General features: G+C 47.4%; 22 protein-coding genes. 21 read left to right on the top strand and 1 reads right to left on the bottom strand.

Annotation, left to right across the window (positions count from 1 at the left end; translation table 11 throughout):
* Positions 1–14: 14 nt before the first annotated feature.
* The 21 genes from ACMUEV_RS19145 (at position 15) to ACMUEV_RS19045 (ending at position 13,239) form a co-directional block, all read left to right on the top strand.
* The gene (locus ACMUEV_RS19145) at positions 15–308 is read left to right on the top strand and encodes a hypothetical protein (RefSeq protein WP_190653384.1); all 294 of its coding nucleotides are present in this window, start codon (positions 15–17) and stop codon (positions 306–308) included.
* 375 nt (positions 309–683) lie between these two features.
* Positions 684–1,724: a ParM/StbA family protein gene (locus tag ACMUEV_RS19140; RefSeq protein ID WP_190653383.1), complete on the top strand. Its 1,041-nt coding sequence runs from the start codon at positions 684–686 to the stop codon at positions 1,722–1,724.
* Positions 1,721–1,939 carry a hypothetical protein gene (locus ACMUEV_RS19135; RefSeq protein WP_190653382.1) on the top strand — a complete coding sequence of 73 codons (219 nt, stop codon included), beginning with the start codon at positions 1,721–1,723 and terminating at the stop codon, positions 1,937–1,939. Before ACMUEV_RS19140 ends, ACMUEV_RS19135 begins: the two co-directional genes overlap by 4 nt.
* A gap of 131 nt (positions 1,940–2,070) precedes the next feature.
* Positions 2,071–2,448: a hypothetical protein gene (locus ACMUEV_RS19130; RefSeq protein ID WP_190653381.1), complete on the top strand. Its 378-nt coding sequence runs from the start codon at positions 2,071–2,073 to the stop codon at positions 2,446–2,448.
* A complete protein-coding gene (locus tag ACMUEV_RS19125; RefSeq protein ID WP_415354629.1) occupies positions 2,445–2,786 on the top strand; it encodes a hypothetical protein in 342 nt (113 codons plus the stop codon). The genes ACMUEV_RS19130 and ACMUEV_RS19125 overlap by 4 nt, the downstream gene beginning before the upstream one ends.
* Positions 2,783–3,013 (top strand): hypothetical protein, encoded by a 231-nt coding sequence (locus ACMUEV_RS19120; RefSeq protein ID WP_415354628.1) that lies wholly within the window; start codon positions 2,783–2,785, stop codon positions 3,011–3,013. Before ACMUEV_RS19125 ends, ACMUEV_RS19120 begins: the two co-directional genes overlap by 4 nt.
* A gap of 86 nt (positions 3,014–3,099) precedes the next feature.
* On the top strand, positions 3,100–3,336 hold the full coding sequence (locus ACMUEV_RS19115; RefSeq protein WP_415354627.1) for a hypothetical protein: 237 nt from the start codon (positions 3,100–3,102) through the stop codon (positions 3,334–3,336).
* 99 nt (positions 3,337–3,435) lie between these two features.
* Entirely contained in the window at positions 3,436–3,768 is a 333-nt protein-coding gene (locus tag ACMUEV_RS19110; protein WP_415354626.1) for a hypothetical protein, read from the top strand.
* On the top strand, positions 3,765–3,956 hold the full coding sequence (locus ACMUEV_RS19105; RefSeq protein ID WP_415354625.1) for a hypothetical protein: 192 nt from the start codon (positions 3,765–3,767) through the stop codon (positions 3,954–3,956). Before ACMUEV_RS19110 ends, ACMUEV_RS19105 begins: the two co-directional genes overlap by 4 nt.
* A 3-nt stretch (positions 3,957–3,959) precedes the next feature.
* The gene (locus tag ACMUEV_RS19100) at positions 3,960–4,115 is read left to right on the top strand and encodes a hypothetical protein (protein WP_415354624.1); all 156 of its coding nucleotides are present in this window, start codon (positions 3,960–3,962) and stop codon (positions 4,113–4,115) included.
* Positions 4,112–4,327 carry a hypothetical protein gene (locus tag ACMUEV_RS19095; protein ID WP_415354623.1) on the top strand — a complete coding sequence of 72 codons (216 nt, stop codon included), beginning with the start codon at positions 4,112–4,114 and terminating at the stop codon, positions 4,325–4,327. The genes ACMUEV_RS19100 and ACMUEV_RS19095 overlap by 4 nt, the downstream gene beginning before the upstream one ends.
* On the top strand, positions 4,324–4,740 hold the full coding sequence (locus ACMUEV_RS19090) for a hypothetical protein (protein ID WP_415354622.1): 417 nt from the start codon (positions 4,324–4,326) through the stop codon (positions 4,738–4,740). Before ACMUEV_RS19095 ends, ACMUEV_RS19090 begins: the two co-directional genes overlap by 4 nt.
* 11 nt (positions 4,741–4,751) lie before the next feature.
* The gene (locus ACMUEV_RS19085) at positions 4,752–5,618 is read left to right on the top strand and encodes a hypothetical protein (RefSeq protein ID WP_415354621.1); all 867 of its coding nucleotides are present in this window, start codon (positions 4,752–4,754) and stop codon (positions 5,616–5,618) included.
* Positions 5,619–5,684: 66 nt separating this feature from the next.
* The gene (locus ACMUEV_RS19080) at positions 5,685–7,523 is read left to right on the top strand and encodes a hypothetical protein (protein WP_190653346.1); all 1,839 of its coding nucleotides are present in this window, start codon (positions 5,685–5,687) and stop codon (positions 7,521–7,523) included.
* A 24-nt stretch (positions 7,524–7,547) separates the two neighbouring features.
* Positions 7,548–7,745 (top strand): hypothetical protein, encoded by a 198-nt coding sequence (locus ACMUEV_RS19075; RefSeq protein WP_190653347.1) that lies wholly within the window; start codon positions 7,548–7,550, stop codon positions 7,743–7,745.
* Between the two features lie 142 nt (positions 7,746–7,887).
* Entirely contained in the window at positions 7,888–8,178 is a 291-nt protein-coding gene (locus ACMUEV_RS19070) for a hypothetical protein (protein ID WP_190653348.1), read from the top strand.
* A gap of 32 nt (positions 8,179–8,210) precedes the next feature.
* Complete coding sequence (locus tag ACMUEV_RS19065; protein WP_190653349.1) at positions 8,211–9,161, top strand: hypothetical protein; 951 nt, start codon at positions 8,211–8,213, stop codon at positions 9,159–9,161.
* Positions 9,162–9,349: 188 nt separating this feature from the next.
* On the top strand, positions 9,350–9,703 hold the full coding sequence (locus ACMUEV_RS19060; protein WP_190653350.1) for a hypothetical protein: 354 nt from the start codon (positions 9,350–9,352) through the stop codon (positions 9,701–9,703).
* Entirely contained in the window at positions 9,703–12,858 is a 3,156-nt protein-coding gene (locus ACMUEV_RS19055) for a VapE domain-containing protein (RefSeq protein ID WP_190653351.1), read from the top strand. Before ACMUEV_RS19060 ends, ACMUEV_RS19055 begins: the two co-directional genes overlap by 1 nt.
* Positions 12,855–13,073 carry a hypothetical protein gene (locus ACMUEV_RS19050; RefSeq protein ID WP_190653352.1) on the top strand — a complete coding sequence of 73 codons (219 nt, stop codon included), beginning with the start codon at positions 12,855–12,857 and terminating at the stop codon, positions 13,071–13,073. Before ACMUEV_RS19055 ends, ACMUEV_RS19050 begins: the two co-directional genes overlap by 4 nt.
* Positions 13,003–13,239, top strand: a complete 237-nt coding sequence (locus tag ACMUEV_RS19045; protein ID WP_190653353.1) for a helix-turn-helix transcriptional regulator — start codon at positions 13,003–13,005, stop codon at positions 13,237–13,239. Before ACMUEV_RS19050 ends, ACMUEV_RS19045 begins: the two co-directional genes overlap by 71 nt.
* Here the strand turns inward: ACMUEV_RS19045 and ACMUEV_RS19040 are convergent.
* Positions 13,236–14,336 carry a tyrosine-type recombinase/integrase gene (locus ACMUEV_RS19040; protein ID WP_190653354.1) on the bottom strand — a complete coding sequence of 367 codons (1,101 nt, stop codon included), beginning with the start codon at positions 14,334–14,336 and terminating at the stop codon, positions 13,236–13,238. The two genes, ACMUEV_RS19045 and ACMUEV_RS19040, sit on opposite strands and share 4 nt — an antisense overlap.
* Between the last annotated feature and the right edge of the window lie 185 nt (positions 14,337–14,521).

Here is a 14,521-nt window from a genome sequence, read left to right as displayed (position 1 = left end):
GAGGTAATTCAACAATGTTCACTCTATTAATTGCTGCAACGCTCGGAGCTTATACAAGCCAACGAATCAGCGTTGTTCGAGATGGCGAGATTGTTTCGATGTCTCTTGACCACAAACGAGTTTGGAACGATGTGATCGCATTCTTTGCGGCGATCGGCTTCATCTGCGGACGGGCAATTTCAACCGGGCGCAATACTCGAAACTACTTCGACAATGCGATCGTGCCTTGGTTGAACAATTTCGGAATCAGCATTGCTCTGCCGTCGATCACTCTTCCGAGTCTGCCAGCATCGCCAACTCTGAACTAATTTCCACGCATCAAAAAGCCGTCCCTGCCTGAGAAACATCGGACGGCTCTTTTTTCTGCACAACCCCTACTACGAGGTATCCATCAATGTTAGCCGAGATCAATGCCAAGAGAACGTTCACTCCGCAGCACTTCCCACAACCAACCTGTTCGCAGTGCCGAGAGTTCGATCGCGGAGTTTGCAGATTACGCGCTGCGGCAGATTGGGGCGATGCCTCATTCGTCAAGCCAACGAAAAAAGCTTGCTCACTTGCTTCGATCTCGCCATTCTAAATTTCCCCCCTTAATTGGCTATAGCAGGATAAGACAGCCTACTGTAGCCAGTTACCTTAAAACGACTGAAAACATTAACTCTACAAGGTTTGAGCCATTTACTATGATTTCACAGCAAACTAGCGCATCTCGTCCACTGGCTGCAATTGACTATGACAACCTACTACAGCCTATGGGTGCTGATATTGGCAACGGACAGTTAAAACTTGTCTCTGCAATGTCTGAAACCCGCACAGAGAGCTATATTCACGAATTAGATGAGCGTTCACCCGATGGCGTTAAAGGATATGTCGAATATCTCAAGGGCGATCGCACTGACTTAATCGGCAAGCAGTGGATCGGCGGCATCAATGCCTACTACAACGGACTGAACTCCATTCGTCGAGTTACCGATGATAAGCAAGGAAAACCGAATCTAGGGCTGCAATTGTTCCTCTCTGCCTTGTCAGAGTATGCACATCGAGATCAATGGAACATTGCCCTAGCAGTTTCGGTGCATGACTCTAAGACGCTTGGGAGTGCTTTGAAACGATCGCTCGAAGGTTCGCATCATGTTCGATTCCGCAACAAAGAATCGATTGTCTCGATCAAGGTTGTGGCAGGGCTTGAAGAAGGTACAGGCGCAATCATCACTTACCAAAAGCAAGCCGATATCACGAACGCGATCCTTTACGATTTGGGCAACGGAACGCTGATTGTGAGTAGCTTCAATGGTTTGAAAATGACCGATCGCAGCTACAGCCAAAACGGAGGCGTTGAGAAGTTGATCGATCAGATTGCGACTCATGACACGATTCGAGAGCGGTTGCTAAAAGAAGGCGATCGGCACTTGATTCGCAAGGGCATCGAAGCGCAAACGTTCACCTATGGCACTCAGCACCCAGACTGGAACTTTGAAGCGGTCTATCGTGAAGAGTTGCCAAAGTGGGTTAAAGCAGTATTGGCTCCGACAGTTCGCCCGTGGGAAGATCGGCGCGATTCTGCGACAGCTTTGATCGCAGTCGGAGGCGGGGCACAACTGCCGGGAATCGAATCGTTACTTAGTAAAAAAGGCATCAAGATTCTGGCTGATCCATTGTGGGCAAATGCGCGAGGGCTTTACACTCTGGCATCTCGCAAAGTTGCACAGTTGGAGGCGAAATGAAGCAGGTTAGAGCTTCAATCCCGTCCCATCTTCAGGATGCTTTCTTCGAGGTGGGACGGCAGCTAAACACAACCGATCCAAGCATTATCAATACTCACATCTTGAGTTGCTATTTCACGGGCGATCGCTCTGATAGTCCCAAGCAATTGAGTAGCAAGGAGCCTGAAAGCTTCGAGCTTGATGGTTTAGATGACTGGACAAGCACAGACGATTGATAGAACAGCGATCGGTAAACAAGCCGATTGGATCGGTGCAACTCCGATCCTCGCACTGGGAGCAATCCCGAATCCCCCTTGATACTTAGAGTTAGACGAGTCAGCACACAATCATTTCAGGACTTCTCAAAATGCAATCAACTTCAATTTCAATCAAGCTATCCGACGCAGAAATCAGAACAGCGATCGGGCTTTATTTGCAAAAGAATCACCCTGGCTTTCAGGGTTTCGATCTTGAACTAATAGGACAGTCCTACATCGAACCCGGTGAGCTAATCGCAAAGTGCAAGGTACTGCCGGATCTCGACGATGCAGACATCGCTTTTGGTGTTCGCATAGACAACGGTTTTGGCGGGATATACGAGTTTGTTGCACTATGCCGCACTGAAGCGATCGCGCATGAAACCGGAGAAGAATTTCTCGGTAAACCTTTCAAAGGCAAGCTTTGCACCGAATTCGAGATCATCCCTATGAAGCGCAACGAACACGGAGTTTGGGAGGAATTATGAGCGAACTTTTTGTCAGTATTGGCAACTTTTACGGCGGTGATTCAATGCTCAAAGCGAGCTTCAGTGATCTAGCCTTCTTGGTTTCAACCATAGGGCGATCGCTTGTTTCAGGCGAGCCGATCGAGGTTCACCACTTCGACGGATTTATGAATCGCCGCAAGACATTCGAGCAGAGTTCGAGATTAGACACGATCGTGTGTCTCGGCAGGCTTTCGGCACTGCTCGAAACAAAGCTGCAAGATATGCCAGCTAAGGAACTCGAAGCACTCGATCGTATGCGTCAAATGGTGCTGCAAGCTTCTGAGCTTCCAAAACGACTCGATAACCGAGATTTATGAAAGTTGGCAATTTCGTCCACTGGCGAACGTGTCCGGGTCATCTATCAGCTTTTCAGCGAAATCAAATCGTCGAAATTCAGGGCGATCGGGCAAGGTTGAGATTTTTCAGGGACTTTATCGCGATCGCAGACTTGGAGCTAACCAATCCAGGTGAAGGCGAGCAAATTTTCTGCAAGAGATACGGAACGCCGATCACGAACGATTGGGACGATTACGACGATTGGTGACATCAAAAAGCCGTCCCACAGCTACCAAACTACCAGGACGGCTTCTAAACCCCAACAAACCTAAAAATCATTGAGGATTTTTCATTATGGACCGCTTCGGAATTTTCGCGGGTATTACCGCAGTTTGCCTTGGAGCAGGGAGCGCGATCGCATTGATTGCCTCTCACTCGCAGCCACAAAACTTGCAGCACATTCGATACGAGCAAGATGGCAAGGAAATCGATAAGTCAACTTACGATCGCGAGTTCAAAAAGAACCCTGCATCTGTTGCTGAATGCACTCGCGGCAACGCTACGAGCGAGGTGCAATGCGCTGGAGGCTAGGGCTAGACAATAAACCGCGATCGCTTACTCCCGCGAAGAAACGGGCGATCGCTACTCACAACTTCTCACAACAAATACACGAACGGAGAAATCGAGATCATGGCTAACTCAATCGGCTATTACGGCGGAAATTACGACATTACTGAGATTAAGGAATTCGCAGAAAAATTCGAGGATGCAGCAGGCAATTGCAGCCTATCTGATAACGATCAAGCGGCATTAGTTGCAGTGCTTGGGGTTCATGCTTGGGGGTTGAAGTCCGGGCTTCAAGATGACTTCTGGACAAGCGTTTCAGACGCGATCGGGGACGGCGTTGAAACCTCAATGGAAAACGAATCGGCAAACGATCCAATGCTGTTTGCACTTGAAAGCTTATCGACTCTGACAGACCCGATTCAGTGTTGGGCAGTCATCGCTTGGTTAATTCAATGATCGACCTCAAAGACGAATTTATCCCACACCCGCTCGAACATATGGCTTCAGAGCGGGTGAAAGCAACAATGCAGCAGATTCGTAGCATCGTCGAAAATTCCGGCTTGGATGAAGACGAGTTACCTGATCTGCAATTCCTGGTAGAAGACCTTGCCAACGATTTAGAAAATCTAATCCCGGAGGATTAAACCGTGAGCAACTATCACCGTGATGATGGCTCGATGATGAGCGGGATTTTTGTATTTGGTTGCGTCCTGCTCAGTTTCGTCGCTGGCTACTGGGTGCGCGACCAGGGCGTTCTATTCAAGGTTGAAGTTCCCGCGATCGAGCAACGGAGGGCGAAATGATACGTTTTTCCATTCAATGTCTCGCGATCGCAATCTCGACAGGCGCAATCATCCAAGGCTGTCAGCCTGTCAGCCATAAGCCACAAATCGAACCGATTAAAGGCTTTGAAGTACCCACCGATCGTCCAGCAATCACCGATTCTGACCGGATTAGAAACAACACAATCCGACCGGATGAAGTTGAGCGAATCGAGCAACGGAGGGCGAAATGAGCCTACACAAACAGCTTTACAAGTCCTCTCGAAATCTTGGTATCGGGTTACTGCTATTCTCAGCCGCGATCGGTGGAACTCAGCTATTCATCAAAGCGGGAAAGCAGCACCAAACCGACCTACGAACCTCTGAGATTGAGCAGCGCGCCCAAATTGCAGAGAAGCAAGCCGATGCACAAGACAGAGAGGCTAAAGCCTTTCAGAAGGCAGATCAGTTAAACATTCATCGGCTGATTATCAACGATGTGAGCCGAGAGCAAATCAAGCCAGGGCTTCCATTTTGGAAGACGCAACCGACTCAAACTCGATTGATTTTCGATAAGTTCGAGCGCTGTGCAGGAATTTGGCGCGATCGCAAATTCACGCCAGACACAACTGTTTGCAATAACCCTGAACACCCATTACTCAAATAGGAGCAACACTCATGGCACTTCGTAGCGCTCAAAATAATTCAACTCAGACAAAGCCCGAATCGTCCACAGCACAGCCAGCAAAAGCGAATCACAACACTGAACCGACAGCAGATGAGTTATTTGGTTCAATGGCAGACTCGATCGCGTGGTTCTTCTCCCGTCCAGCCGCCCTTTATAAATGGTGTACGGCTCCGAGAGGAGGACAACGTATCTTTCTTGGCTCAATCGCAATTTACTTCTGGTTATGCAGTGCTGAGTCTTATTGGCAAGCACTCGCGATCGGCAATCACTTCTCGAAGACTGGTAAATTCGACGGCTCATATATTGCTGAAACTCACCCGTCATTCATGCCGAAACCGTTCAGTCCCAATAATGGCAACATTCAAAATATTGGGATTGCTTTTGCTGATCCAAACTTCTATGTGACGGGCATTATCTCGATCGTCATTCTGGGAGTTCAAGCCAACTTGCAGCGCGGCAAAAAATCTGTTGCCAAAGCTAAGCAGGACTACGAATCGGTGAAGAATTTCCGAGTGGGTGATGTCCCAAAAGAAGCGATCGACGTTGTTCACATTGAAGCGAGAGCCTACAAGCAAGCAGGAACAGCCAATCATAAAAAGATCTCAGGTGTGGTTCGAGCTTCCTATGTTGTGGACATTGCATCAGCCGTCGCACCGCTTTATCGGTTCATGTTCCTTAGTCCTAGCGCTTTCGTCACTTCTGCTATCTGGACTTACATCAATGTCTTTGCCGCAGAAAAGTTTGTGGCACTCTGGCAAGCCAATGAGGACATCGTGAAGGCTGAGTCTGAATCGAAGCGTTTCCCCAAAGTACTGAACTTTAGAAAGCCTTCTGCAAACAAATCTGAATCCGCATAGATATGACAAAGCGCGATCGTTGGGTGCGCGATCGCGTCTGTTCAAGTTCTCATCAGGAGTTAGCTCATGAGCCTAAACAAATTTAACCCTCAATCAATGCAGGATGACCACCTCCTGCCTGCAACCTTGCTAGAGATGGGCGACACGCTCAACTTCATTGAAACCCGTAAACATAGCCTGCGTAATGAGATCAAGACATCCAAGATTGATGCTGGAGTGGGCAAAGTCGCAGGGCTTGGAGGTATTGCAGGAGGAAGCGCGCTACTCATCCTCAGCAATCCGTTAGGCTCACTCATCATCGCAGGAGGCGCGATCGCCTATTCGATGGCAGTCTTTGCCCAATGGCTACAGACTGGAAAGCTTCAAATCATGCCATTGTCCAGCAAGACCCAAGCCGAGCGTGATGTTGAGTTGTCCAGTTCAACCGAAACCGGAAACGCTTACGATGTCTCTGCGATTCAGGGTGCGCGGGATTCGATTCGAGAGGATGCAGCCTACTTGAGCGATCGCGAAAAGATTGAGTATGAATTGCTCCACTTCTCCCCCGAAGGCTTGCTGTCAGCAATGAGCCATGTTCACCCAACACAACGATGGGCGTGCTATCAGTTCCTCATTGATGCGTTTCTCGCGGGAACGATTCAGAGTTACTTTGCGAATCCCCAAGCATTGCGAGACGTTCTAGGCAATCCTGCGATTTATACAAGCCATCTGCCAGAAGCATCGAAGCGCTTCCCCCAATATGGACTACAAAGCGCGGGTGCAATTGAAGGGGAGAAGGCGCGATCGTCTTTTCAACCTGTGGCAGTGCCCACAATCGGGACGAATACCCGATTGAATGCAGTAGAGGTGCAATCCTCGCCAATGATTCAAAGCGTCGCTTCTGTGGCTCAAAAACAGGCATCAGAGGACATTGCGAAATCCCTCGCTGAACATCTGCAATCGACTTTGATCGTCGGGCAACCTGGAGCAGGTAAAGGACTGACGATCGCGTATGCAACCCGCTGGATTAAGCAGTTGCACCCTGATTGCCAGATTTGGGCGATTGATCCGAAGTCAGATCCGGCAGAGGCAGACTACTGGAAAATGTGCGATCGCTTGCTGAAATGTCCCATTCGTCCGTTCACGCCTGCTGAGGATATGGAGGGGATTCAAGACGCGATCGATCACTTCATCGCAGAATTCCAAAACTCACATGCACCGATGAAGCTTCTGATTTTTGATGAAGCCTTGGCAGTCAAGGAAAAAACCGGGCGGTGGTTCAAAGGACTGATGGCAGGGTTTAACGCGCTGTGTTCGATGGGACGGAGTTCTAAGCAGTACGGATGGCTAGTGAGCCAATCACCGAATACTGACGACTTTGGGATTTCTGGCGGTACTCGAAACGTTTACAGGCGGGTGTTATTACTCGCTGCATCGAATCAAGGATTGATTGCGAATGGATCGACGTTCTTTAGTGGCAAGCCAACGCCATCACAACTGGATGCAACCGGGCGGGTATATTTCGACTCGATCGCAAATTCGTGGGGAATTACTCCGGTTTATCCCGACTTGGTTCGAGATGTTGCTGCAAAATCAGTGCCTAAAACAGAGCCAAAATCTCGCAGGGTATCACTCGAATCTTTAATGCAATCGACTGAAGCTGAACATCCGATCGAGCAGTTCTATCACAGCGATTCTGTTACATCAGACGATGCTGAATCTGACTCGTCAGAACTCGCGATCAGAGCAGAAATCAAGCGCTTCTTATTGGCAAATGGTGAAGGCTCAAAACCGAGAGATTTAGCAGGCAGAGCAAGAAAGCCTGTTAAAGGAATGTCTACTGATGACATCAAACTTTATCTGGATGTAATGACGCTCGAAGGCGAAATTTACGAGGTTGGTGGAACGTTCTTTGCTAACAGTTAATAACTCGCTGTATCGCTGTATCGGGTGTATCGAAACGGGGTGTATCGGCACTGTATCGACGAAGAAACAGGCTGTTTCACCGATACGATACAGAGATACAGCCAATACGATACAGAAGCCGATACAGGCGATACAGAATTAGACTGCTCTACGATCGCGCAATTAAACTATCAACAAATACCCAACTATGTGCCACAACTTCAGACAGAAATTAATCGCTAAAGGCTGGCAGTTCCTTCGATACGGGAAAGGCTCACATCAACTCTGGCAGCACCCAGAAAGGGGCATTGTTTCGATATCGGTTCGAGCAGGACGAATGCAAATCGCGAGATCTGTTGAACGCAAATTATTTGGACTTTGAAAAATGAAACTCTCTGAACTTTTGAATCAATTACTCGATCGCGGCTTCAATCCTGAAATTCTCAGCAGTGGCGAAATACTTTGCCGAATCAATCTAGATTTTGAATCGTTCGGCTTTACCCTCGTTCTCGGTGAATTTATTCGCTGCATTTCTTGGAGTGTTTATTCAGGACAGATTTACTTCGATCGCGTCTTTCCCAATTTGGAGCAAGCGATTTTTGCTGCAATGGTGACGGCAGGTTTGGATGATGCACGATTGTCTGACGTGATCGCTGATTTGCCACAAGCGAGATAAGCGCGATCGAACACATAACAGAGGAATAGAAAATGTCAAACCTGAACCGTCCAGTCGTCAACTTCAAGAAAACCTACTATCAGAGATCTGGCTCTCAAATTGTTGTTACACCTCCAGCAATCCCGATTGTCGATCGTTACCTCGACAAAATTACGATCGGCGTTACGCTTCCGCCAGACCTTCACCGTTTGCTGATCGTCTCTGCACAGCAGATGGATATTACAGGTTGTCTGAATGCGCTGATGAATGGACTAGAGGTGCATATTGATCGAACCGATGGCAATCCCACAATGCTTGCAGATTTGAAAATAGCTCAAGCTGGTTTGATGGGGTGGAAGGTTGCGATCGCATGGTGTCTGCGCGACTATTTGAAATACCCAAAAGTCAATGAATATCCGTATAACCGGAAGGATTATCGAGCGCTAATGAGTCACGGGGGATATGTCTACGCAAAGTTTGAATTGATCGAAGCACTTTTCAAAGCGTTCGACTTGATTGACGTTCCTAATCCTTGGCGTTGCACATTCTTGGAAGGGTTCACAATGGCAATGCTTGAAGAAATCAATCGATCTGTTCAGGCAAGGGAGCCGTCAACGAAACAAGTTCTCGCGACAACTCGAAAAGAAATTGCAAGTCACCGACAAATTGCAAATCGCCGACAAAAAGTAACCCCCTATCCTGACTCGACAGATTGGCGCGTTAATCACGATCTGTTTGTAGCAATTCAAACGATCGTTATCCCCCAGCCATCTGATAACAACACCGTCAAGAAAGCGCGATCGGCTGTAAAGCGGAAGTACAAAGCCTTCATCGCTGCGATGGAAGACTGGGCAAAAGATATTCAAGAAGATCCACAAAAAGCTTTCAGTCATGCGATCACAGATGAAAAAACCGGGCAAGTGTATGTCATCCAAAAGCGAGAAAAGGGTAGATCTGGACGCAAGCGTATGACCAATATTCCCGAAGATAAGAAAAAGCAATAGGAATTTCTAAAAATTCCCGTTTTTCCGACTTTCAACTTATATAACTGAAATAGTTACTATGTAAAGCTTTCAGCGTTTTCTATCCTGAGACGGGGATACGAATTTACTAATGGATCGTATATCGTGCTTTCCAGATACGAAAAAACCCCGGTTCGAGCCAGGGTTTGACAACATATATTCAACCGAAAATGGTACAAAATCTTTTGCGATCGCGATACCGCAACTCAATTGTATCGCCTAAGTCTAGATCAGAACAGTTTCTATCCAAACAATTAGAGCTTGCCGAACTGTGGGCATTGCCCACAATCGCACCGATTTTGACACTAACCGTTGAGCCAATCAATTCAGAGTTTGAAGGAGATCGCTACTGCCTGCGCTACGGCACATTCACGCTTCGACTTGAATTACCAAAGGATCAAGCTCGCGAACTATTTGATCGGACTGTTCGACTCGATTGGACTTTGGACGATCGCGGCGTTCCAACTGATATCGATCGAATCTGGGCAGCCGCACAGCAAGCGATCGGGGGAGGACTTGACTAATGGCTCTCTCCTCTCTGGTTCAGAAATCAGTAACAACTATCGAAGCCATCTACTGTGATGGCAGTGGAACCCGCGAAATGATTTGCGGTTGTGGAGTTGCTATCTATTTTTCTGATGGCACGATTCGAGAGCTTGGTTTCTGTACAAAAGATTTGGCGACAAATCAAATCGCAGAGCTTCAAGCAGCGATCGCAGCCGTAAAGCTAGCTATAGATTTCGGTGTCACCTACCCGATCAAAATCTACTCAGACTCCGAGTACGTGATCAATTCAGTAACGAAGTGGGGTGCAAAATACAAGCAGAATGGGTGGAAAACTTCAGAAGGAAAGCCAGTAGCAAACCGCGCTCTGATTGAAGAATTACACACCCTTGCGTCCAGTGTCCCTCTACTTCAGTGGGAATGGGTGAAGGGACATAGCGGCATCGAAGGGAACGATCGCGCAGACAGAATTGCTGGGGAATGCCGAAAGGGACGCAAATCAATTGATCGAATTATTGGAGTCCCGGCAGAACTTTCGACAGAGAGCAGCAATCCATCGATCGCAAAAGAAGTTGACGGTGGAGAACTTCACCAAGACCCGCTAAAGAAGAAAATCCTCTACAAAACTTTTGACGAGTTTGAAAAGGGGATTCGGAGCGAGTTTATTGAAGGTAGTGCAATCCATCCCGACTTCTTTGATGAAGGTGAGATCGAAATTGTTAGTGACACACGGATCAAGAATGGTGAACCTGTAGAAAATCCGATCGCGGAATTCTTGGGATGGAGCCAGAGCGACTCGCAAGCAGGATTTAGCAACAGAGAAAGCTACTTTGCTGCCTTGATGTTTTGTGAGGATGGCTCACGGTGGCAAGCAAAACTCAGCTATCAGAGCTGGGATTCTGAGAAAGCAAGGTACGGCAAGCCTTACAAAGCACCAAAGGGCAATGGTTCGAGAGCTTATCTACCTCCGATTCCCGTATCAATTCGTGCAAGAATCAGTGAAAGATATGAGGTTAAATTCCCCTCAGACGGCTCATTCTGGGATTTTGTTGAGAGTCACCCAGAAATTTCGATTATTGTCACTGAAGGCGGGAAAAAATCTCTTTCAGCAATCAGTCAAGGCTATGTCACGATCTCTCTCTATGGATGCAATGCGGGTTATTACAAGAACGAAGACGGCACGTATAGCCTAATCGACGATTTGAAACGGTTCTGTCAGGAGGAAAGAGAATTTATTCTTGCCTTCGACCAAGACTCTCATCCCAGCACCCAGAAGCGTGTTGCAGGTGCAATTCGGAGGATGGATACCTTGCTTCGCTCAGAAGCAGACGGTATCGGTGTGCGAGTTGCAGAATGGGATGGAGCGATCGCAAAGGGACTTGACGATCTGATTGTGGCTCAAAGCTCTGAGGCTTTTGATAGAGCGGTTTCAGAAGCTAAAGGACTGCTGGAGAAATCGACTTGGATTCCCAAATCCTGCGAAATCCTGACAAAACCTCCCTATAATTGGGCACGATTTCAAGCTCTCCCTGAATTCCTAAAGTCTGTTCCTGAGATTTGGGCGCAAGCGCCGGAAGCAACCGACCTCAAAAAACACCAAAAGGCATGGCTTGGACTGTGTGGAATCCACCTTCTATCGTCAGAGTTTCAGGAAGTTTTGGGCGTTGAAGTTGCTCGAACTGGGAAAGGTTTGAATGCTAGTCAGCTTGAGGAAAAAGCGAAAGAACTTGAGTCGATCGTATTCAAAGCAACCCGTGAAATTTTGGCAGAGCTAAGACGTTCTGATGATTTCGGGAAAATTGCGGAACTCAGAGGACGGTGCGTTTGGGCGATCGTTGGTTCAGATAAAATTCTGTCCGACTGCATGACCTTGGTGAAGCTGGGCGATCGGCTACGATTCAACACACTCAAAAAGCAAGTAGAACTTGACGGAAAACCTATCCAGGTAGGAACTGCCAGAGTCGAACTTACCCTTAATGAGTCGCTCCAATTCAAGACTAAGACTGAGTTTGAGGGAATTTTAGTCAAAGTAGCGAAGCGGAATTCCTATAGTCCGATCGTCGAATACCTCGATCGAGTCTCAAAAGAGCATGGTGACAGCATTCAAATCCTAGGCAAAATCGCAGAGCGCTACTTCGGACAACATGAGCCGATCTACAATTCAATGCTGAAACGTTTTTTGATTTCGGCAGTAGCCAGAGCTTACAACCCAGGCAGCAAAGTAGACACAGCGCTGATTTTGCAAGGCAAGCAAGGCGCAGGAAAATCGACATTTTTCAAACTGCTTGCAGGTGGAAATCAATACTTTGACGATTCACTAGGCAATGTCTCGGACAAGGACGAAAAATTAAAACTTCACCGAGTTTGGTTCGTTGAGTGGGCTGAGCTAGAGACAGTCTTCAGACGAAAAGATGTTGCTTCAACAAAAGCATTTCTAAGCAGTTCGACTGATTTTGTTCGTCCTCCCTATGGGCGGGATACTGAAGAGATGCTGCGATCGTCCGTCATTGTTGGAACCACCAACCAAGACGAGTTTTTGAGCGATAGTACTGGCAATCGTCGATTCTGGGTGATTCCTGTTTTGAAGGATATTGATACTGAACTTCTTGAAGCAGAGCGAGATCGCATTTGGGCAGCCGCAGTTGCACTTTACAAATCAGGCGAACAACATTGGCTCACTGATTTAGAGGAGGTTGCAGCTTCAGGAATTGCAGAACAGTTTCAAACAAGTGATCCTTGGACAGATCCAGTTTTGAGCTATACCGGTGATCGAGATTTTGTGACAACCAAGGAAATCCTTGATAAACCCTTGCAAATTGAGGTTTCCAAGCAGGACAAGGCTTCTCAAATGCGAGTTGCTGAAATCTTGAAGAAAGCAGGCTGGCAGCGCGATTCAAAGCGGATTGATGGCAAAGTGACCAAAGGCTGGGCTAAACCTGAATTAAATATCGTTCAGCAACTTGATTCAACTGAACCGCGCAATCCGAAAAATCCTGATCTTCCTGCTTGGGTAACGCTAAACGCGATCGCAGTCCACAAACCTACAGGCACAACTTTCTCGATCGTCAAAGTACCGAGAGGCAAGACTACAGGCGAATACAAACTTCAGAACGAAGCGGGTGAGAAGTACTTGCTTCGAGAGTGTGAGCCTTATCGAGAGAGGCAATCGGCATGAGTGAGCTGAATGAGCTTCGGCTGCATTGTCACAAATTAATCGATCGCATTGCCCGTAATCCAGGCGCGATCAAGTTACTGACGGGAGTTATCCCAACGCTCGAAATTTACGCAAATTACAAATCAAATCGACGGAAGAAAAACGATGTGGCTCACTCTCGACGAAACTTGCCAGAGAACGAAATTATCGGAATCGACGATCGAGCGGTGGATTAAAGATGGTTACTTAGTCTCTGGGATTCACTACGGCGGAAAAGGAAAACTGCGACGCTTTGATCCTGACATGGTTGATATCGCTGTTCGATTCCAGAGTGACCCAACAGCGCATGAACAAGCGATCTCGGCAAAAAGGAAAGAGCTATTTAGCCGTAAACGTGCCTAGTCGAAGTCTTGCAACCTCGGACTACCAGTTGAACCAAGATATCGATCCATCATTGTTCTAGGGCGATTTCCAGCGTATTTTGCAGCAGTCGCAATATCTAACCCATTTTTGATTTCATGGCTCCAACGAGTGTGACGGGCATTGTAGGGACTTCGGTACTCAATGCCTAATTTCTCTAAGGTTGGCTTCCAGTGTCGCTTACGAAAATTGGCGCGATCGATGCGACCACCTTTAGGGGAAGGAAACACAATCTCTGAATCAGAGGATCGTCTCAACTCTTGCAGCAACGCTTGAATTTTAGGACTAACAGGCACATGGCGAGTTTTCCCCGTCTTTGTGCCTTTAATTTTGCGCGCTTTTAAGTTATATGCCTGCTTGATGAATATCTCTGAGCAGTCCTCATTTATTGCGATCCAATCGAGTGCTACAGCTTCACCAATGCGGCATCCAACACCCAACATGAAGCGCACAAAGTTCTCATAGTAATTGCCTTGGAATGCCTCTAGAATCTTCCTGATTTCATCCAAGGTGAACGGCTTAGCTTGCTCTCTAGGCTCGACTTCAACCTTCAAATCAAGCCACGGATTGACATGCACCAATCCTTTCTTAATCCCCCAAACCCATACCGCGCGAATACAAGTGAGATTCATGTTTACGGTTTCCCCGCTTTGTCCACGCTCCTGTAAGTAGTGCATAAACGCGATCGCTTTTTTCTCAGTGCATTCGTCCCCAGTCATTGACCGTTGAAATCGAGTGAAATGATTCCGGATTGTTTTGTAGCGCTCGATCGAACTTGTCTGATCAATCGATAACTCAGCAGAAATATAGCGATCAAATAAAGCTTCAACTGTGATTGATTCAGAACGATCTAAACCCTGCTTGTATTTGCGAAGTGAATAATCAAAATTCTCGCTGGCAATGTCAAGTTCGATCGTCCTAGCGAGTTTCTCGGCTGCGGCGCGGTTCACTTCATTTTCGGCTCCAGCCGAAAGCGTGTACCTTTTCTGCCTGCGAATCTCATCAAAATACATCCACCGCAAACGGAACCGACCATCGACAACGGAAATTGCAACGCTCCCTTTTTTGGATTTTGCCATCTGTTACCACCTTGATTGATCAAAACGAAACGATCGTTTTCGAGGTGGTAACAGGTGGATCTTTAAGGTGGTAACAGGCATAGAACCCTTGTCTTGATTGGGTTTCAGTCAAGCTTGGTTTGTTGCACGATCGCACTTCTGTTACCACCCCGAAACCACCTCAAAACGACGTGGTAACAACTGAA

The organism is Leptolyngbya sp. FACHB-1624 (assembly GCF_047649235.1).
In the GTDB taxonomy this organism is placed as follows: Bacteria; Cyanobacteriota; Cyanobacteriia; order Leptolyngbyales; family Leptolyngbyaceae; genus Leptolyngbya; species Leptolyngbya boryana.
This window is presented reverse-complemented; position numbering and strand designations above follow the sequence as displayed.